The organism is Polaromonas sp. P1_F6, from assembly GCF_056405695.1.
Window position 1 is genome coordinate 507,129 of sequence record NZ_JBFUBQ010000002.1, and the last position, 19,071, is coordinate 526,199.

The following is a 19,071-nucleotide window of genomic DNA, read 5'->3' on the forward strand; positions in this document are numbered from 1 at the left end:
CAAGCAAGCACGGCCCCCTCGGGGGGCAGCGTAGTACACGAAGTGACAAGCGTGGGGGCTCGCCAACATCCGCGCGACGTTCTGTTGGGTGCCCAGGCACAAGCCGGGTTTCTTCCGGTTTGTGATCACTACAGCGGTGTTGAAGCCCGCATGCGCAAAAGCCTGCAATTGCAGGCCGAGATGATCGAGGAGTTCGGCGCCTGCGTGTTTGACGTGACGCTGGATTGCGAAGACGGCGCACCCGTGGGCGGCGAAGCCGACCATGCCGCGATGGTCGTGGCGCTGGCGGCCCTGGCCAGCGACAAGGCCCGCGTCGCGGTGCGCATCCATTCGGTGGACCACCCCGCCTTTGATGCCGACATGGCTGTCATTGCCGGGAAGCTGTCCCGCCATCTCTCACACATCATGGTTCCCAAGGTGGAATCGGTTGCCGATGTGGTCAGGGCCGAGCAGGCTCTGCTCKCAGCATCGGCCGGTGGCCTGCCGCTGCACGTGCTGATCGAGTCTCCACTCGCGGTGCGAAACGCTTTCGACATTGCTGCTCATCCGCGCGTGCAGTCGTTGAGTTTTGGCCTGATGGATTTTGTCTCGGCGCATGGCGGTGCGATTCCCGCCGACGGCATGAGCAGCCGCGGCCAGTTCACGCATCCGCTGGTGATGCGCGCCAAGCTCGAAATCGCGTCGGCTTGCCATGCCCACGGCAAAGTGCCGTCGCATTGTGTTGTCACAGAGTTCAATGACACTGAGGCCATGACTTCCGCCGCACGCCATGCCGCCCGTGAACTGGGCTACACCCGCATGTGGAGCATCCACCCCAACCAGATCCGGCCTATCCTGGCGGCTTTTGCGCCCACCGAGGGCGAGATTGAAAGTGCTACAAAAATAATAGCTGCTGCCGCAAGCTCAGACTGGGCCCCCATCAGTTTTGAAGGCAAGCTGCACGACCGCGCGAGCTACCGCTACTTCTGGCAGGTTCTGGAGCGCGCGCACCAGACCGGCCGTGTCTTACCGCACGAGGCGCAGGCATATTTTTCTGCGCCGCTTCACTGATTTTTCCGATTGACTGTTGACCGTTCCAAAGGACCCCCCATGAAACATTTCGCTCTCTCTGCCTTGATGCTGGCCGCCCCGGCCCTGTTGCTGGCCCAGACGGCGGCCCCTAAAGCCGCCGCACCCAAGGCTGCAGCCGCAGCTGACCAGCCTGCCCAGGCCGCCAAGCGTGCACCGATCAGGCGCTCTGCCGCCAAGGTGGTGGAAGAAAGGACGCCCATTGACGATGACCCGTCTGTCACCTTGACCCCTGAAGACCTGGAGCTCGCCAAGCGGGTTTACATTGGCACGATTCCCTGCGAACTGGGTGCCTCCGTCACCATCACGCCGAATGAAAAACGCCCGGGCTTCTTCCTGGTGCAGACGGGCAAGATGCGTTTTCGCATGCACCCGGTCGGAAGCCGCACCGGTGCCATCCGCCTGGAAGACGGCCGTGCAGGCGCCATGTGGCTCCAGTTGGGCAACAAGTCGATGCTGATGAGCCAGAAAATGGGCCAGCGCCTGGCTGACGAGTGCATGAGCCCGGCGCAGGTGACTTTTGCCGATGACATGAAGAAGAACCCCCCGACCAGCATTCTGGAGGCCTTGCCTGCCGCCAAAGCTGCGCCAGCTCAGGCTGGCACGGGTTCTGCTCAGCCAGAAACTGCCCCGGCCAAAGCCCCATAAAGCCCCATAAAGCCCAATACAGACACAGACCGCGACCGCACGCGCATCGACCGTGCAAATTTTGAGTACAGGAGAAGAAAACCATGATGCCCGAGTTCATACAAACCTACCGCAACCATGTGGCCGAGCGCGCCGCGCTGGGTATTCCCCCGCTGCCGCTGTCGGCCCAGCAGACCGGTGAGGTCATTGAGCTGCTGAAGAACCCACCCAAGGGCGAAGAGGCCTTTCTGGTGGAGCTGATCACGCACCGTGTGCCGGCCGGGGTTGATGCGGCCGCCAAGGTCAAGGCCAGCTATCTTGCTGCCGTGGCGCACGGCACCGAAAAGTGCTCGCTGATCTCCCGTGAGAAAGCAACGCAGTTGCTGGGCACCATGCTGGGCGGCTACAACATCAGCCCCATGGTCGAGCTGCTCGACGACGCTGAAGACAGCGTCGCCACGCAAGCGGCCAACGGCCTGAAGCACACGTTGCTGATGTTCGACCAGTTCCACGATGTGCAGGAAAAGGCCGGCAAGGGCAACAAATACGCCAAGGCCGTGCTGCAAAGCTGGGCCGATGCCGAGTGGTTCACCAGCCGCCCGGAAGTGCCAGAGTCGATCAAGCTCACCATTTTCAAGGTGGCTGGTGAAATCAACACCGACGATCTCTCCCCCGCACCCGACGCCTGGAGCCGCCCTGACATCCCGCTGCACGCGCTGGCCATGCACAAGAATGCCCGCCCCGGCGTGACGCCCGAAGAAGACGGCAAGCGCGGCCCGGTCAAGTTCATTGAAGAGCTGAAAGCCAAGGGCAACCTTGTGGCCTATGTGGGCGACGTGGTCGGTACCGGCTCCTCGCGCAAGTCCGCAACTAACTCGGTGTTGTGGTTCACCGGTGAAGACATTCCCTTTGTGCCGAACAAGCGTTTCGGCGGTGTCTGCCTCGGCTCCAAGATCGCGCCGATTTTTTACAACACCATGGAAGACTCGGGCGCGTTGCCGATCGAACTCGACGTGAGCCAGATGGCCATGGGCGATGTGATCGAACTGCGCCCCTATGAGGGCAAGGCGCTGAAAGACGGCAAGGTCATCGCCGAGTTCAAACTCAAGAGCGACGTGCTGTTTGACGAAGTGCGCGCCGGCGGCCGCATTCCGCTGATCGTCGGCCGCGGCCTCACGGCCAAGGCGCGTTTTGCGCTGGGCCTTCCCGTGTCTACCCAGTTCCGCTTGCCGCAGAACCCGGCCGACAACGGCCGCGGCTTTACGCTGGCACAAAAAATGGTTGGCCGTGCGGTCGGCTTGCCTGAAGGCCAGGGCGTACGCCCCGGCACGTACTGCGAGCCCAAGATGACTTCCGTCGGCTCGCAGGACACCACCGGTCCGATGACGCGCGACGAATTGAAAGACCTGGCTTGCCTGGGTTTCAGCGCCGACCTGGTGATGCAGTCCTTCTGCCACACGGCGGCTTATCCCAAGCCGGTCGATGTGAAGATGCACCACGAGCTGCCCGAGTTCATGAGCGACCGCGGTGGCATCCCGCTGCGTCCGGGCGACGGCATCATCCACAGCTGGCTCAACCGCATGCTGCTGCCCGACACCGTCGGCACCGGCGGCGACAGCCACACGCGTTTTCCCATCGGCATCAGCTTCCCCGCGGGCTCAGGCCTGGTGGCTTTCGGTGCTGCCACCGGCGTCATGCCGCTGGACATGCCTGAGTCGGTGCTGGTGCGCTTCAAGGGCGAAATGCAGCCCGGTATCACGCTGCGCGACCTGGTCAACGCAATCCCGTTGTACGCCATCAAGGCCGGTCTGCTGACGGTCGCCAAGCAAGGCAAGAAGAACATCTTCTCGGGCCGCATCCTGGAAATCGAAGGCTTGCCCGACCTCAAGGTGGAGCAGGCTTTTGAATTGAGCGATGCCTCGGCCGAGCGTTCTGCCGGCGGTTGCACGGTGCACCTGAACAAGGAGCCCATCATCGAATACATCAACAGCAACATCACGATGCTGAAGTGGATGATCGCCACGGGTTACTCGGATGTGCGCACCATCAAGCGCCGCATCGCCGCCATGGAAGCCTGGCTGGCCGACCCGCAATTGCTCAAGGGCGATGCGGACGCCGAATACGCTGCCGTCATCGAGATCGACCTGGCCGACATTCATGAGCCTATCGTGGCTTGCCCGAACGACCCTGACGACGTGAAGACGCTGAGCGAAGTGGCCGGCAGCAAGATCGACGAAGTCTTTATCGGCAGCTGCATGACCAACATCGGCCATTTCCGCGCCGCTTCCAAGCTGCTCGAAAACAAGCGCGACATCCCCGTCAAACTGTGGATGGCGCCGCCGACCAAGATGGATGCCAAGCAGCTGACCGAAGAAGGCCACTACGGCGTGCTGGGATCTGCCGGCGCACGCATGGAAATGCCGGGTTGCAGCCTGTGCATGGGAAACCAGGCGCAGGTGAAAGAGGGCGCGACGGTGTTTTCCACCTCCACCCGCAACTTCCCGAACCGCCTCGGGAAAAACTCCAACGTCTATCTCGGTTCCGCCGAGCTGGCGGCGATCTGCTCCAAGCTGGGCCGCATCCCCACCAAGGCCGAATACATGGCCGACATGGGTGTGCTGACCGCTGCCAGCGACAAGATCTATCAGTACCTCAACTTCGACCAGGTCAAGGACTACACCGACATGGCTGACACGGTGAAGGACGGCGTGGCCGCTTAAGTGGGCACCCTGCCGTCGGCTTGACAGCCGCAAGCTGAAATGGAAGGATGAAGTGATGAAGAAACCGTCACTTCTTTCCTTCCTTTTTTTTGTTCTTTTTTTGGCCACCGGTGCAGCCGCTCGAGCTCAGGAAGCGCGCACCAACGCCTTCAACGACCCCTTCCTGCAGGTCACTTCGGCGATCAATCCGTGCCCTGTGCCGGAGGGGCCGCTCTATACCGAGCAGGAAGTGCGCGACGTAGCCCATGTGCGGGCGCAGCACGGCGGCAGTTGCTACCGCGTGGGGCGTTGCCGCCTGGCCAACTCGTATTGGTACGATGCCGAAATCATTCCGCGCGTGTCGCAATACATCAAGCTCGACGGCCGGTTCGACGACACCAGTGTGTGGGTGCAGGGCGAGCGGCGTTTGGTCTTTCTCAAAGGTTGCGTCAAGACACGCGAGCAGTCCGAGGCGCTTGAAAAAGCGGTCTGGCTGGTCGACGACGTCATGGGGGTGGTGAACTACCTGCGTGTGGGTGATGAGCCTGTGCGTTACGTGCCGGCGCAGGTTGAAAAGAAATAACGTCCTCCTTTCGACATGAAACACAAAAAGTCTTGCAAGAAATTGCGGGACTTTTTGCTTTTCAATGATCGGAAGTTACAGCCCCGAAGGCAGCGGGTCCACCACCCGCAGTTCCGAGCCATCGACAAACTTCAGGTACCAGAACTCCGGCGCGAGCGGCAGATTGGGGCGCATGTGGCTGATGTTGGCGGGCAGCACATAGACCGTGCTGGCACCATCGTCTGGTGGCGGCGCGAGGTAGTGGCGCTTGACTGCCACCAATCCGCCTATGGTGGAAACCACGGTGCCTATCGATTCGGTGACGGCATTGACGGTGGTGCCCTGGCCCAGCATGTGGATGGTGGTCTGGCCCATCAGGTCGGGGCGTGAGGCTTCTATGTACAGCACTGCCGCGGTGTTGATGCGCAAATCGTCGGGCGCGCTGGGCTCAGTGGCTTTGTTGAACGAGATAAAGGGCATGGATAGGGCCGGTTGGAGACAGGTTTTCGGGCGAATTCTCAGGAAATATGCAGCTCTTTGTGCTCACCCAGCTTGCGCGGCAACTCGCCCAGGATGGCCGCCTTGGCCATCCTGGCCAGCTGCACCATCTTGCTTTCCTTCACATCCCAGTATTCGGCGTGATGAATGCGCACTTCCAGCAGCGCCAGGTCCGGGTCGTTGACGCCCGCAGGAAACCAGGCGCGGGCAAGCGGTGACCAGAGTTCTTCTTTTTTGGCCTGGTCTTCCGCGATCACGGCCTGGCCCGACACCGATACGTAGCTGTCGGCGCCCGGGTCGGCGTAGGACACGTTGACGTTGCCGTCATGCTGCAGCCGCTGGGCCATCTCGCTTTTGCGTGAGATGAAGAAATACAAATGAGATTCCGCATCGAGCGACTGGTTCTGCGTGGTCAGGGGATGGGCGTGCAACATGCCGCTGGCCTGTCGGTGCGTCAGCATGCCGAACTTGATGCCCTGGATCAGCTCCCAAAGGGTGTCGTGGTCTGATTTTGTTGCGCTCATGAAAACTCCCGTGGGTGGTGGCCAATGCGTCGATGCTAGGCATCAAGCCGCGGGCCGCTCATCAGCGGGCGGCGCGGGCAGCTGTCAGCAAGTACCGACAGCCCCGTTTCCAGGCACAGCCTGTGTAAACCATCGCCCTGCGGGGGAACTAATGGCGCGAGCGGTTACCATATAGATGCAAGTAATTCGCATTTGTATTACGGTTTGCTTACAGGCGCCCCGCAGGCTTCAATGCCTGCGCCGCGCCCGGCCCGGTTCGGGCGAACCGGGCCGTTTTGATCTCTAAAAGGTGTTTCATGAAACTGTCGTTCCCATTCTTTGCCGGCGCTGTGCTGGCTGCTGGCCTGTTGGCCGCGCCAATGGCCTCCACCGCCCAAACCGTCACGCCCACCGCCGAAGGCATCGTGGTTTACAACGCCCAGCACGCCAGCCTGACCAAAGCCTGGGCTGAAGCCTTCAGCAAGGAAACCGGCATCAAGGTCACTTTGCGCAACGGCAGTGACACCGAGCTGGGCAACCAGATCGTGCAGGAAGGCAAGGCCTCGCCCGCCGACGTGTTCCTGACGGAGAATTCGCCGGCCATGGCGCTGGTCGACACGGCAGGGCTGTTCGCTTCGCTGGACGCGGCCACGCTGTCTGAAGTGCCTGCCAACTTCCGCCCCGCGCATGGCCGCTGGACGGGCATCGCCGCGCGCAGCACGGTGTTTGTCTACAACAAGGCCAAGCTCACGCCGGCGCAGTTGCCCAAGTCCATGCTGGACCTGGCCACGCCCGCCTGGAAGGGCCGCTGGGCCGCGTCGCCCTCCGGCGCTGATTTCCAGGCCATCGTGAGCGCGTTGCTCGAACTCAAGGGCGAAGCCGCCACGGCCGCCTGGCTCAAGGCCATGAAGGAAAACGCCACGCCTTACAAAGGCAACGGCACCGTGCTCAAGGCCGTCAATGCCGGCCAGATCGAAGGTGGCGTGATTTACCACTATTACTACTACGGCGACCAGGCGAAGACCGGCGAGAACAGCAACAACGCCCAGCTGCATTACTTCCGCAACCAGGACCCTGGCGCTTTTGTGAGCATTTCCGGTGGCGGCGTGCTGGCCTCGAGCAAGCACCAGCCCGAAGCCCAGGCCTTCGTGAAGTGGGTTGCCGGCAAAGGCGGACAGGACATCCTGAGAACCGGCGACGCGTATGAGTACGCCGTCGGCACCGGCGTAGCCTCCAACCCCAAACTGGTACCTTTGGCTGAGCTGCAGGCGCCCAAGGTGGAGCCTTCCAAACTCAACAGCAAAAAAGTCACCGACCTGATGACCCAGGCCGGCCTGCTGTAAACCACTTCCAATCGCTCCTAACCACTTCAGGTCCGCGGATCTGACACCTGCCTTGAGTGCCTTGCCCTTTGATGTCGGCGCCGACTCCCTTAACCCGGCGAGTGCGGCCCTGCGGCCTTCGCCTGTAGCCGGGCGCGGCGGCTGGCGCCTGTCGGGGGTGGGCAGCGCGGCCCTGCTGGTCTCGTTGCTCGCTTTGTTGCCGCTGGGTTTTGTCATCTGGGTCGGCATCCAGGCGGGTTGGGACACGGCCTCTGCGTTGATCTTCCGGCCCCGTGTGGGTGAACTGCTCGTCAACACTGCTTTGCTGGTAGCGCTGACGGTGCCCTTGTGCGCCGTGCTGGCCGTGGCCCTGGCCTGGCTCACCGAGCGCAGCGACCTGCCCGGTGCGCGCACCTGGGCCTGGCTGGCCGTCGCGCCGCTGGCCGTGCCGGCTTTTGTGCACAGCTATGCCTGGATGACGGTCGCCCCCGGCCTGCACGGCTTGCCCGCCGGCGTGATGGTTTCGGTCATCGCCTACTTTCCATTTTTGTATTTGCCGGTGGCCGCAGCCTTGCGGCGGCTGGATCCGGGCATGGAAGACAGCGCCGCCTCGCTGGGCTTGAGCCCTTTGGCGGTGTTCTTCCGCGTGGTGCTGCCGCAGCTGCGGCTGGCGGTATGCGGCGGCTCACTGCTGGTGGGCCTCCACTTGCTGGCCGAGTACGGCCTTTACGTGATGATCCGCTTCGACACCTTCACCACGGCCATCGTCGACCAGTTCCAGTCGACCTACAACGGGCCTGCGGCCAACATGCTTTCCGGCGTACTGGTGGTGTGCTGCTTCGCGTTGCTGGGACTGGAATCGGCCGCGCGCGGCAAGGAGCGTTATGCGCGCGTAGGTTCCGGCGCGGCGCGCATGCCTTTCAAACGCAAGCTGGGCCGCTTTGCTGGCTTGTGCCTGCTGCTGCCCGCGCTGGTTACCGCTCTGGCGCTGGGCGTGCCGCTGGTTACCCTGGGCCGCTGGCTGGTGGCAGGCGGGGCTGCCGTATGGCGCGTGGATGAAATCGGCCCGGCGATTTTTCAGACCCTGGGGCTGGCGCTGGCCGGTGCGCTGTTGACCACATTGGCCGCTGTGCCCATGGCCTGGCTGTCGATACGCTCGCCCGGCCGGCTGCAGCGCGTGCTGGAGGCCTGCAACTACATGGTCGGTTCGCTGCCCGGTGTGGTGGTGGCGCTGGCGCTCGTCACGGTGACGGTGCGCATGCCGATTTACCAGACAGCGCTCACGGTGCTGCTGGCCTATTTGCTGATGTTTTTGCCACGCGCCCTCATCAGCCTGCGCGCCGGCATCGCGCAGGCGCCGGTGGAGCTGGAGCAGGCCGCGCGCAGCCTGGGCCGCACGCCCGCGCAGGCGCTGTGGGCCATCACCCTGCGGCTGGCCGCGCCCAGCGCGGCGGCCGGCGCGGCGCTGGTGGGCCTGGGCATTACCAATGAACTCACCGCCACGCTGATGCTCGCGCCCAACGGCACGCGCACCCTGGCGACTTCCTTCTGGGCCTACAGCAGCGAGATCGACTACGCAGCCGCTGCGCCCTACGCGCTCATCATGGTGCTGTTGTCGCTGCCCATGACCTGGCTGCTCTATACCCAATCCAAACGCACGGCGGGACGATGACAACTTCTCTTGAACTGAAGGGCCTGCGCAAACACTATGGCCCTGTGGAAGCACTGGGCGGCGTTCACTTGCACGTGCCGGCCGGCAGCCGCACCGCCATCGTGGGTCCGTCGGGTTCCGGTAAAACCACCTTGCTGCGCATCATTGCCGGCTTCGAAGTGCCCGACGCCGGCCGCGTCGTGCTGGGCGGGCGGCAACTGGCAGACGGGCCGGAGGCCGTGCCGGCGCACCAGCGCGGCATCGGTTTTGTGCCGCAGGACGGCGCGCTGTTTCCGCACCTGACGATTGAGGGCAACGTCGGCTTTGGCCTGCCGCGCAATACGCCCCGGCGCGCTGAACGCATTGCCGAATTGATGGACATGGTCGCGCTCGACATCGCCATGCTCAGCCGTCGCCCGCATGAGTTGTCTGGCGGCCAGCAGCAACGCGTGGCGCTGGCCCGCGCGCTGGCCCAGCGCCCGCAGCTGATGTTGCTCGATGAGCCTTTTTCCGCCCTGGACACGGGCCTGCGCGCCAGCACCCGCAAAGCTGTCGCGCAATTGCTCAGTGGCGCCGGTATCACCACCATCCTGGTCACGCACGACCAGGCGGAGGCCCTGTCATTTGCCGACCAGGTGGCCGTGATGCGTGAAGGGCAACTGGTGCAGGCTGGCCGCCCGGTGGATCTTTATCTGCGGCCCCGTGATGCCGCGGTGGCCGGCTTCCTGGGCGAAGCCATCGTGCTGCCGGCGCAGCTGGCGGGCGGCTGGGCTGACTGCGCGCTGGGGCGAGTCGCGGTCAACAACGGCCAGCGCAGCGGTGCGGCGCAGATCATGCTGCGGCCAGAGCAACTGCAGGTGGCTGAAGTCCCGGCGCAGGCGGCCGCGCACAGTGCGGATGCCGCTGCGTGCTACGGCGCGGTTATCGACACCGATTTTGGCGGTCCGGTCTGCGTGCTGTCGGTGCGCCTGGTGCGCGGCGCTGGACTGGGCACGGCAGAAGAAACACCCGCGGCGACGGAGCTTGCTGCGTGGGACGTACCGCTGCTGGTGCGCAGCTCCGGCCTGCATGCCCCGGCGCCGGGCGCCATGGTCCGCATCACGGTGGCTGGCCAGGCCCACGTGTTCGAATAAACCGGCCTGGGTGCCGGTTTCCGGAATTTAAGAAAATAGTGGCCGTAGCCCAATAAGAACGGGCGCAAGCAGCTATTAAATTAATAGCATTTTTCCTACTTCTACGGGTGCGATGAACCCAGCTGGAGGCGGACGTTTACCCGGCACGCCCCGCGCAAAGCGGCATGGCTCGACCAGTACATGCCTTGTTACGAATCTTTAAGGCGTCTTACACAGGTCTTTGGGTATATTGTGTACGGTGTACACAAATTAATGGTTGTGCACTTGCACGCCGGCAACTTGATCGGTTGTTGCGGCGTTTCAGGTGACAACTGCTTACCCAAGGAGATTTCCCATGGCCCGTTACGTAGATGGATTCATCGTTGCCGTCCCCGCCAAGAACGTGGAGGACTACCGCAAGCTGTCCCGCAAGGCCGGCAAGATCTGGAAGGAGTATGGCGCGATCGAATACACCGAGTGCATCGCCGACGACGTGAAACCGGGCAAGGTCACGTCCTTTCCGCAAAGCGTCAAGCTCAAGGCCGGCGAGGTGGTGGTGTTCTCGTGGATCACCTACAAGTCACGCAAGCAGCGCGACAGCGTCAACAAAAAGGTCATGTCCGACCCGCGCCTGGAGGCCATGATGGATCCGAAGAATCTGCCCTTCGATGGGAAGCGGATGATTTTTGGCGGCTTTAAAACGATTGTTGAGCTTTAAGCATCTAGCTCTGTGCCGCCAGCGCGTGCAGCGCCTGGCGCGTGAAGTCATCCGCCGGGAAAAACGTCTCCATCGCCAACTCCTGCAGCGTCACATCCACCGGCGAGCCGAAGATGGTGGTCGTGCTGATGAAGCTCAAAACGCCTGAAGGCGTGTTGAATTTAAAAGGCATCACAACGCCAGGATGCTCGCCTTCCAGGTTCGGCCCCTTGGCTTCTTCGGGCACGGGGTAGGCCTTCAGCTCTTCCAGCAAGGCGACCAGCGCCGGGTCGGCGGTGGCCGTGATCTGCTGGCGCAGGCGCTCAAACAAATGGTCGCGCCATTGCAGGAGGTTGGCGATGCGCGGCGCCAGGCCCTTGGGGTGCAGGCTCAGGCGCAGCACGTTGATGGGCGCCTCCAGCAGCGACGCATCGGCGCCCGCCATCAAATGCGGCACCATGCGGTTGGCGGCCACGATGTTCCAGTGGCGGTCCAGCGCCAGGGCCGGGTAGGGCTCATGGCTTTTGAGCAGCAGCTCCACCGCCTGGCGGGCCGAAGCCAGCGCCGGGTCGTTTAGCGGCCGCTCGCGGTACATGGGCGCATAGCCGGCCGCCACCAGCAGCGCATTGCGCTCGCGCAACGGGATGGCCAGCCGCTCCGCGAGGCGTAGCACCATTTCCCGGCTGGGCATCGAGCGGCCGGTTTCCACAAAACTCAGATGCCGGGTGGATATCTCTGCTTCCTGGGCCAGGTCCAGCTGGCTCAGGCGCCGGTGCTGGCGCCAGTGGCGCAGGTGGTCGCCAAAGGGTTGTGGCGCACTGCGCTGCGCGGGGCGGCTGGGGTGGTGGGTGCTGGCGGTCATGGTCCTCATCGTAAAGCTATGTGAGCAGGTTTCCATTACCTGCCAGGTTATCGACGGGCTGCTGCAGCGCAGGAATGATGACCTCCATGCGCACCGACCGGCGGCCCGGAGCGCTGATCAATATCACCGGCTGCTACTTTCAGGAGTTTTGCCATGTCTTCGAGTTCCATCCTTTCCTCTCCCAGCTTCCTGCGCAATGTGCTGCGTGTGGATGCGCTGTCGTGCATCGCTTGCGGTGTATTGCAAGTCACCTTTCCAGCCGCGATGGCCCGCCTGCTGAACCTGCCCGAGGGCCTGATTGCCTACACCGGAGAGTTCTTGCTGGTCTATGCGGCAGTCGTTGCGTTTGTTTCAACGCGTAATCCTTTGCCGCGCGGCGTTATCTGGGCGCTGGTGGCGGGCAATATCGGCTGGGCGCTGGCCTGCGTGCTGATGCTGGCCAGCGGCCGTGTGTCACCCTCCATGCTGGGTGTGGGCTATGTGGTCATACAGGCGCTGACGGTGGCGGTGCTGGCCGAACTGCAGTACTTCGGCCTGCGCCGCGCGGCGCCCCAGCCGGCCTGGTAATCAAGCACAAGCAAGGCACAAGACTCGGTAGAGGGGCAGGGTATGCGGCGCCGGACTCCCACGGGGCCGCAGTGCCTGCCAGAATGGGGGCTGCCGTCAATAAAAAGGAGTCCGCCATGGCCAAACCGCCTCCCCACGCTTTTTCCTCCACGCTCAAAAGCTTCAAGACCGCCTCCGGCAAAACCGGCAAGTTCTACTCCTTGCCGGAACTCGCCAAACAATTTCCCAAAGTTTCCCGCCTGCCGGTGTCCATGCGCATCGTGCTTGAGTCGGTGCTGCGCAATTGCGACGGCAAAAAGGTCACGGCCGAACACGTGGCGCAACTGGCCCACTGGCTGCCCCAGGCCGAGCGCACCGAAGAAATCCCGTTTGTTGTCTCGCGCGTGGTGCTGCAGGATTTCACCGGTGTGCCGCTTTTGGCCGACCTGGCCGCCATGCGCAGCGTGGCGCTGAAGCTGGGCAAGAACCCAAAAGCCATCGAGCCGCTGGTACCGGTCGACCTGGTGGTCGACCACTCCATCATGGTCGACTACTACGGCAAGAAAAATTCGCTGGACCTCAACATGAAGCTGGAGTTCCAGCGCAACCGTGAGCGCTACGAGTTCATGAAATGGGGCATGCAGGCTTTTGACACCTTTGGCGTGGTACCGCCGGGCTTCGGCATCGTGCACCAGGTCAACCTCGAATACCTCTCGCGCGGCGTGCACAAAAGCAGGGACGGCGTGTACTACCCCGACTCGCTGGTGGGCACCGACAGCCACACCACCATGATCAACGGCATCGGCGTGGTGGCCTGGGGCTGCGGCGGCATCGAGGCCGAGGCTGCCATGCTGGGCCAGCCGGTCTACTTCCTCACGCCCGACGTGGTGGGCTTTGAGCTGACCGGCCGCCTGCGTGAAGGCGTCACAGCCACCGACCTGGTGCTGCGGGTGACCGAGCAGTTGCGCAAAGAAAAAGTCGTCGGCAAGTTTGTCGAATTTTTCGGCGAAGGCACGCGCACGCTGGCCCTGCCGGACCGCGCCACCATCGGCAACATGGCGCCCGAATACGGCGCCACCATGGGCTTCTTCCCGGTCGACGAAAAAACCATTGACTACTTCAAGGGCACGGGCCGCACCAAAGAAGAGATCGAAGCCTTCGAGGCCTACTTCAAGGCGCAGGGCCTCTTCGGCGTGGCCAAGGCCGGCGAGATTGATTATTCGCACGTGGTCAAACTCGACCTGGGCGACGTCACGCCCAGTCTGGCCGGCCCCAAGCGCCCGCAAGATCGCATCGAGCTCGGCAACGTCGCAAGCCAGTTCAAGTCGCTCTTCAGCAAATCGATTGCCGAGAATGGTTTTAACCAGCCCGCCGGCATGCTCAACACCCGCCACCTGGTGCGTCGCACCGATGAAGGCCGGCAAGACACCTTGCCGGCCGCACCGCCCACACCGGCCGGTGCCGCACGCCCCGTGATGGAGATGGAAGGCAACCGCCCCACACTGGCGCACGCACGCGCCAGCAACACCACGGACGCGCCCGCCAAGGCGCAGACCGAGGTGGTTCATTCAGCCCCCGGCATTACGGTGGGGAATGGCGATGTGCTGATCGCCGCCATCACCAGCTGCACCAATACCTCCAATCCCAGTGTGCTGCTGGCCGCGGGCCTGCTGGCCAAGAAGGCGGTGGAGGCGGGCCTGAAGGTCCAGCCGCATATCAAGACCTCGCTCGCGCCCGGCTCGCGCATCGTGACCGAGTACCTCACCGAGACCGGCCTGCTGCCTTACCTGGAGAAGCTCGGCTTCGCACTGGCCGGCTACGGTTGCACCACCTGCATCGGCAATGCCGGCGACCTGACGCCCGAACTCAATGAGGCCATCAGCAAGAGCGACCTGGTCTGCGCGGCCGTGCTGTCGGGCAACCGCAACTTCGAGGCTCGCATCCACCCCAACCTCAAGGCCAACTTTCTGGCCAGCCCGCCGCTGGTGGTGGCCTACGCCATTGCCGGCACGGTGATGCGCGACCTGATGACCGAACCCGTCGGCAAAGGCAAGGGCGGCAAAGACGTGTACCTGGGCGACATCTGGCCGACCAGCGACGAAATCTACAAGCTCATGAAGTACGCGATGAACGGCAAAGCTTTTCGCGCCAATTACGCCAAGGTCAAGACCGAGCCGGGCAAGCTCTGGGAAAACATCAAGGGAGTCAAAGGCACGTCATACACCTGGCCCGCCAGCACCTACATCGCCGAGCCGCCTTTCTTCAAAGACTTCACCATGAAAGCGGGCGAGGCGGGCAGCGTGTCCGTCAAGGGTGCGCGCATCATGGCGCTGTTTGCCGACTCCATCACCACCGACCACATCTCGCCGGCCGGCTCGATCAAGGCCAGCTCGCCGGCAGGCCTGTGGCTGCAGGAAAACGGCGTGCAGAAGGCCGACTTCAACAGCTACGGCGCGCGCCGCGGCAACCACGACGTGATGATGCGCGGTACCTTTGCCAATGTGCGCATCAAGAATTTGATGATCCCGCCCGATGCGGAAGGCTCGCGCGAGGAGGGCGGCGTCACGCTGTTCCAGCCCGGCAACGAGAAGATGTTCATCTACGACGCCGCCATGAAGTACATGGACCAAGGCACGCCCACCGTGATCTTTGCCGGCGAGGAATACGGCACAGGTTCGTCGCGCGACTGGGCCGCCAAAGGCACGCAACTGCTGGGCATCAAGGCCGTGGTGGCGCGCAGCTTTGAGCGCATCCACCGCAGCAACCTGGTCGGCATGGGTGTGCTGCCTCTGCAGTTCAAGCCGGGCGAATCGTGGCAGACCTTGAAGCTCACCGGCAATGAAGTCATTGACGTGATTCCGCACCCCGAACTCAAGCCGCAAAGCGAAGCCAAGCTGGTCATCACGCGTGCTGATGGTTCGCGTGAAGAGCTCACTGTGATCTTGCGTGTGGATACGCCGATTGAGGTGGACTACTACCGCAACGGTGGCATCTTGCCGTTCGTGTTGCGGCAACTGCTGGCTTGATGGCCTTGCGGCTGGCGCTGTAAAGATCGGGCGTCAGGGCACAGGACGGAACTGGCCAAAGTCGCCATGGGCTTCACAGCGTTCCCATGCATACCGCAGGCCGCAGAGTTTTCCACGGTTGGGATCGGCATGTGCACGGATGTTCCACGTGTCGTAGTTGCGGGAACCGATCCAGGCAGTGGATCCCGCCAGCCACGCATAGTGGGCCAGCGCTCGGTTCTCGCGCACGAGTTGGCAGGTCAGGCCTGAACCGTACACACCGATGACAAAGGGTGACAGGCCGCCCGCCTCCTGGTCCATACCCTCTTTGACACCCTCGAAATAAGGAAGGATCTCGTCATTGATTTGCTCCGGGTTAACGTCCATGTCCACCGCAAAATAGATGGCACTGCCTGGGGGTTGCCTTAGCCGCGTCGCATAGTCGTGTGCAGACTGCCCGTCAAGTTTTCCACGGGCCTGGCCAAAATCGGTGAGTGCTGTGGCTCGATCCTGGTAGACCGTCACGATATCCAGCCCGCTTTGCGCCAGAGCGTTCGCCTCCGCGGGCGTGATCCGCTTTTGAGGATCGCTCGTGGTGCGGGAGTAGTAGCGGATCACAAATGTCTTGCCTTCTGTGGCCAGACAGGGCGCAAAGGGATGGCAAGGCCGGTTGGTGGAAAGACCTTCTTTGTTCATGGCTGAGCTTTCTCTTGGCGCGGGGCCTCAGGTTTGGAAGTAGCGTCGTAAATCCCTCAGTGAGGGCGAACCGCCATCACTCCGCCAGGCAATCGTCTGTGGACTTCAGGCGCAAACTCCAGTCCCGTTCGGACGGCTTGCTGGTGATTCCCGCTGCAAAGAGCAGCGCCTGTGACAGGACGGCCTGCGAATATTTGCCAGCATTGCCTGCGGGGCATGTCACCGTCACCTCCAGTGTTTTGGTGTCAATCCGGCTGGGCGGCGTAGAAGGGGGAAACACAAACTTCCTGCCGCCAGAATAAAACTCCTTCAACCGGCTGATGGCTGCCAGCGCCGCGTCGGCGGTACGCGTATCTCGCGACCTTTGGGCTTGTGTGCCTGGCAGTGAGGACCCGCGGAACTGCACCGGTGTCGTATTTGCGGCGGTGATGGTCACCGGCACATTGACGACACGTGCTGTGGGCGAACTGTCGGTGATCCGTATCGACAACGCATAGGTTTTGGTGACCTTGCTCCCGGTAATGCTCAGTTCCGCCCGCGTATCAAAACGGATAGGCGGCTTGAGTGTGATGCCGTCAATCGGAACGCCCTCCAGTTCTGCGAAGTAGGGTTTGACACCGCCGGAAATTTCGATGCTGCGCCGGTCATCTGTGCCTGCTACCAGGTTGCTTAGCGAGGCGGGCGAGGTGGCCAGTGCAGTGATCACCTGTGCCACGCCGCAGTCCTTGAAGGCGTCCTCTGGCCAGGTGACCACCCTTCCAGTCAACCGGTCATTCACATCTTGCGTCAGAAGGAGGGTTTCAGAGGCCGCAAGAATCAGTTCCTCAATGATTTGAGGCGTGCCGGATCGGCTGCGCACATTGCCTGCTGGCGTATCAGCCGTTGCAGCTGTGCTCATGGTGTTTGCCTTTTTCAGCGCGTCGCTCAGGCCGGTGTCGACACTGGCCCCTGGTGCAAATTGCCCGGCCATACTGGCAAGACCGGAAATCGCCGAGGGAACATTGTTGAGGGCGGGTGTGGACTCGACCAGTGACCGAACTACCGCCGCGTCAATCAGGTTGACGGTGGCGATCAACTCGCCGGCGGCCCGGTTGGCTGACTCCGTGTATTTCCTGCCGGATTTCAGGGCGCTGTCGGCAGAGGCTTGTACCTGCGTTGCCGCCGCGAGGGCAACGGTGAGCGCCGGCATTTGCGGGTCGCTGGGGGACGATACGGCAGTCACGGACTGTGCTTTGGCCACCGCCATGCCCAGCCTGCGTCTTGAGCTTTCCAGTTGGGACAACTGCCTGCCGAGGTCCCGAAGCTCTTCCGAACTGATATTGAAATGGAGCACCGCACGTCTTGCGCAGTTCAGCGCATCTACACCGGCGAGATAGATCATGACCGTGGGGCGCCGCAGGTTCATGTTGCCCAGGGTATAGGCCGTGCCGCCTGCCAGGGACACTCCCAGTATGGCGTTGCGGTGTGCGCCGCCGGCTGCCAGCGCCGCCACCAGCGCGCCTGTCACGACCAGGCCGCTGGCCAGCGAAGTTTCGCGGTCCATCTGATCCGCGACGGCGGAGCGATACGCGTCGCGCGCCTTGTCCGCATATTCCAGCGCACCAGGCATGCCTGGCGTGGTGGGTGATGACTGGTTCCAGCGCACCATTGGGCTGGCGCAGCCCGTGAGTACCAGGGCGCAAAAAATGGCGATCCATTTCTGGCATGCATGTGTGTTCATTGGCTCCCCCTTTTTTTCTTAAAAATGATGCGCAATGCTCTTCGAGCCATTGCAGAATAAGTCTGTAAGGATTTGTCTGCATCCTTTAAACGGAGTAGGCGGGGCGTCATTTGTCGTGTTTGCCTTATCCCACGGCACAATCCGGGTTATGGGAAGTGTTCAGATTCTTGTGGCGGGTGGAGGTATTGGCGGACTGGCGGCTGCGTTGGCTGCAACGCGAGCCGGCTGTGATGTTCGTCTGTTTGAACGCGCCAGCGTCTTCAGCGAAGTCGGCGCGGGCATTCAGCTTGGTCCGAATGTGGTCAAGGTACTGCACAGCTGGGGATTGGTTGATGCACTGCAGGCCGTGGCCGCCTTTCCGGAACGCTTGCAGATACGCAGTGCGATGTCCGGAAAGCAACTGGGTGAATTGGGCCTGGGTGCGGCAATGGTCCAGCGGTATGGCGCGCCTTATCTCTCCATTCATCGCGCAGACCTTCACGGCATGCTGCTGCAGGCCGTGCAGCAGCATGCCGACGTAAGGCTGCACCTGAGCCGGCCTCTGCAGTCCTTCAGCCAGACCGCGCAAGCCGTCACGGTGCAGGCCGACGACGGCCCTGGCATTGAAGGTGACGCCCTCATAGGTGCTGACGGCATCTGGAGCACAGTGCGCCAGGAACTGCTGGGTGACGGTCTGCCACGCCGCACCGGCCACCTGGCTTACCGCGCCTTGGTGCGGCAATCCGATCTACCTGAATTGCTCAGGAGCCGGCAGATCACGGTCTGGCTGGGGCCGCGCATGCACGTGGTGCAGTACCCGGTGCGCGGCGGTGAATGGCTCAATGTGGTGGCCATCGTGCAGGGTGAAGCCGCTGCCGAAGCCGACCTCTGGGACCACAGTGCCAACACCTCCGATCTGGGCGCGGCGACGGCCGGCTGCTGTGCCGCGCTGCGCGAGGTACTGGATGCCATCGGGGGCTGGCGCTTGTGGGTGCTGCATGACCGCGCGCCGATGCGGGGTGCCCACCAGCACGCTGTAGGCCGCGTGGCCTTGTTGGGCGATGCCGCCCACCCGATGCGGCCGTATCTGGCACAAGGAGCGGGTATGGCGATTGAAGACGCTGCCGAACTGGGCCATGCCTTGGCTCAGGCGCTGGACCCGGCGTTCGACGTGCCCACCATGCTGCAACGTTATGCGCTCAACCGTTGGCAGCGCAATGCGCGCGTGCAGGCGAGGGCCTTGCGCAATGGGCAGATATTCCACGCCAATGGGGTGTCGCGGTGGGGCAGGGATACCGCAATGCGTCTGTTGGGTGAGAAGCTGCTGGATATGCCCTGGCTATACGGGGCAAGCCCAACCTACCTTGATGGGCATTGAGCCCATAGAACGACGGCTGTTTGCGCAGGCCTTGCACGGTTGATACGCGCTTTCATCGCGGGCAGTGCGTCAATTTGTGGTCCGGGCTTCATGACGGCAAGGAATTCCGCCCGGACTGGGAAAAACCTCGTGGGACCGCGGTCACG

The 19,071-nt window shown here is 62.8% G+C and carries 16 protein-coding genes; 11 read left to right on the forward strand and 5 right to left on the reverse strand.

Annotated elements, in window-relative coordinates; genetic code table 11:
- The first annotated feature begins 51 nt into the window (after positions 1-51).
- The 4 genes from AC1DY9_RS08260 to AC1DY9_RS08275 all read left to right on the forward strand — a co-directional run bounded on the left by AC1DY9_RS08260 (position 52) and on the right by AC1DY9_RS08275 (position 4,977).
- On the forward strand, positions 52-1,050 hold the full coding sequence (locus tag AC1DY9_RS08260) for an HpcH/HpaI aldolase/citrate lyase family protein (RefSeq protein WP_477666259.1): 999 nt from the start codon (positions 52-54) through the stop codon (positions 1,048-1,050).
- A gap of 39 nt (positions 1,051-1,089) precedes the next feature.
- A complete protein-coding gene (locus tag AC1DY9_RS08265; protein WP_457279330.1) occupies positions 1,090-1,716 on the forward strand; it encodes a hypothetical protein in 627 nt (208 codons plus the stop codon).
- An 83-nt stretch (positions 1,717-1,799) separates the two neighbouring features.
- Positions 1,800-4,415: a bifunctional aconitate hydratase 2/2-methylisocitrate dehydratase gene (locus AC1DY9_RS08270; protein ID WP_457279329.1), complete on the forward strand. Its 2,616-nt coding sequence runs from the start codon at positions 1,800-1,802 to the stop codon at positions 4,413-4,415.
- A 55-nt stretch (positions 4,416-4,470) separates the two neighbouring features.
- Positions 4,471-4,977: a BON domain-containing protein gene (locus AC1DY9_RS08275; protein ID WP_457279328.1), complete on the forward strand. Its 507-nt coding sequence runs from the start codon at positions 4,471-4,473 to the stop codon at positions 4,975-4,977.
- Between the two features lie 75 nt (positions 4,978-5,052).
- On the opposite strand, the gene AC1DY9_RS08280 is transcribed toward AC1DY9_RS08275, so the two are convergent.
- Both AC1DY9_RS08280 and AC1DY9_RS08285 read right to left on the reverse strand, forming a co-directional pair.
- Entirely contained in the window at positions 5,053-5,436 is a 384-nt protein-coding gene (locus AC1DY9_RS08280) for a hypothetical protein (protein WP_457279327.1), read from the reverse strand.
- A gap of 38 nt (positions 5,437-5,474) precedes the next feature.
- A complete protein-coding gene (locus AC1DY9_RS08285; protein ID WP_457279326.1) occupies positions 5,475-5,978 on the reverse strand; it encodes a pyridoxamine 5'-phosphate oxidase family protein in 504 nt (167 codons plus the stop codon).
- 296 nt (positions 5,979-6,274) lie between these two features.
- On the opposite strand from AC1DY9_RS08285, the gene AC1DY9_RS08290 reads away from it, so the two are divergent.
- The 4 genes from AC1DY9_RS08290 (at position 6,275) to AC1DY9_RS08305 (ending at position 10,760) form a co-directional block, all read left to right on the forward strand.
- Complete coding sequence (locus tag AC1DY9_RS08290) at positions 6,275-7,300, forward strand: iron ABC transporter substrate-binding protein (RefSeq protein WP_477666260.1); 1,026 nt, start codon at positions 6,275-6,277, stop codon at positions 7,298-7,300.
- Positions 7,301-7,352: 52 nt separating this feature from the next.
- Positions 7,353-8,951, forward strand: coding sequence for an ABC transporter permease (locus tag AC1DY9_RS08295; RefSeq protein WP_477666261.1), 1,599 nt, complete (start codon positions 7,353-7,355; stop codon positions 8,949-8,951).
- Positions 8,948-10,063, forward strand: a complete 1,116-nt coding sequence (locus tag AC1DY9_RS08300) for an ABC transporter ATP-binding protein (RefSeq protein WP_477666262.1) — start codon at positions 8,948-8,950, stop codon at positions 10,061-10,063. Before AC1DY9_RS08295 ends, AC1DY9_RS08300 begins: the two co-directional genes overlap by 4 nt.
- Positions 10,064-10,397: 334 nt before the next feature.
- Entirely contained in the window at positions 10,398-10,760 is a 363-nt protein-coding gene (locus tag AC1DY9_RS08305) for a DUF1428 domain-containing protein (protein WP_477666263.1), read from the forward strand.
- A gap of 4 nt (positions 10,761-10,764) precedes the next feature.
- Here the strand turns inward: AC1DY9_RS08305 and AC1DY9_RS08310 are convergent, their stop codons facing one another.
- On the reverse strand, positions 10,765-11,601 hold the full coding sequence (locus tag AC1DY9_RS08310; RefSeq protein ID WP_477666264.1) for a helix-turn-helix domain-containing protein: 837 nt from the start codon (positions 11,599-11,601) through the stop codon (positions 10,765-10,767).
- Positions 11,602-11,754: 153 nt separating this feature from the next.
- Here AC1DY9_RS08310 and AC1DY9_RS08315 point away from each other — a divergent pair, with 153 nt between their 5' ends.
- Positions 11,755-12,168, forward strand: a complete 414-nt coding sequence (locus AC1DY9_RS08315; protein WP_477666265.1) for a hypothetical protein — start codon at positions 11,755-11,757, stop codon at positions 12,166-12,168.
- Between the two features lie 116 nt (positions 12,169-12,284).
- On the forward strand, positions 12,285-15,173 hold the full coding sequence (locus AC1DY9_RS08320; RefSeq protein WP_477666266.1) for an aconitate hydratase: 2,889 nt from the start codon (positions 12,285-12,287) through the stop codon (positions 15,171-15,173).
- A 33-nt stretch (positions 15,174-15,206) separates the two neighbouring features.
- Here AC1DY9_RS08320 and AC1DY9_RS08325 read toward each other — a convergent pair whose 3' ends face one another.
- A complete protein-coding gene (locus tag AC1DY9_RS08325) occupies positions 15,207-15,848 on the reverse strand; it encodes a DUF1906 domain-containing protein (protein ID WP_477666267.1) in 642 nt (213 codons plus the stop codon).
- 76 nt (positions 15,849-15,924) lie between these two features.
- Positions 15,925-17,568, reverse strand: a complete 1,644-nt coding sequence (locus AC1DY9_RS08330; RefSeq protein WP_477666268.1) for a hypothetical protein — start codon at positions 17,566-17,568, stop codon at positions 15,925-15,927.
- Positions 17,569-17,716: 148 nt separating this feature from the next.
- On the opposite strand from AC1DY9_RS08330, the gene AC1DY9_RS08335 reads away from it, so the two are divergent.
- Positions 17,717-18,925, forward strand: coding sequence for an FAD-dependent monooxygenase (locus tag AC1DY9_RS08335; protein ID WP_457279316.1), 1,209 nt, complete (start codon positions 17,717-17,719; stop codon positions 18,923-18,925).
- Positions 18,926-19,071: the final 146 nt, after the last annotated feature.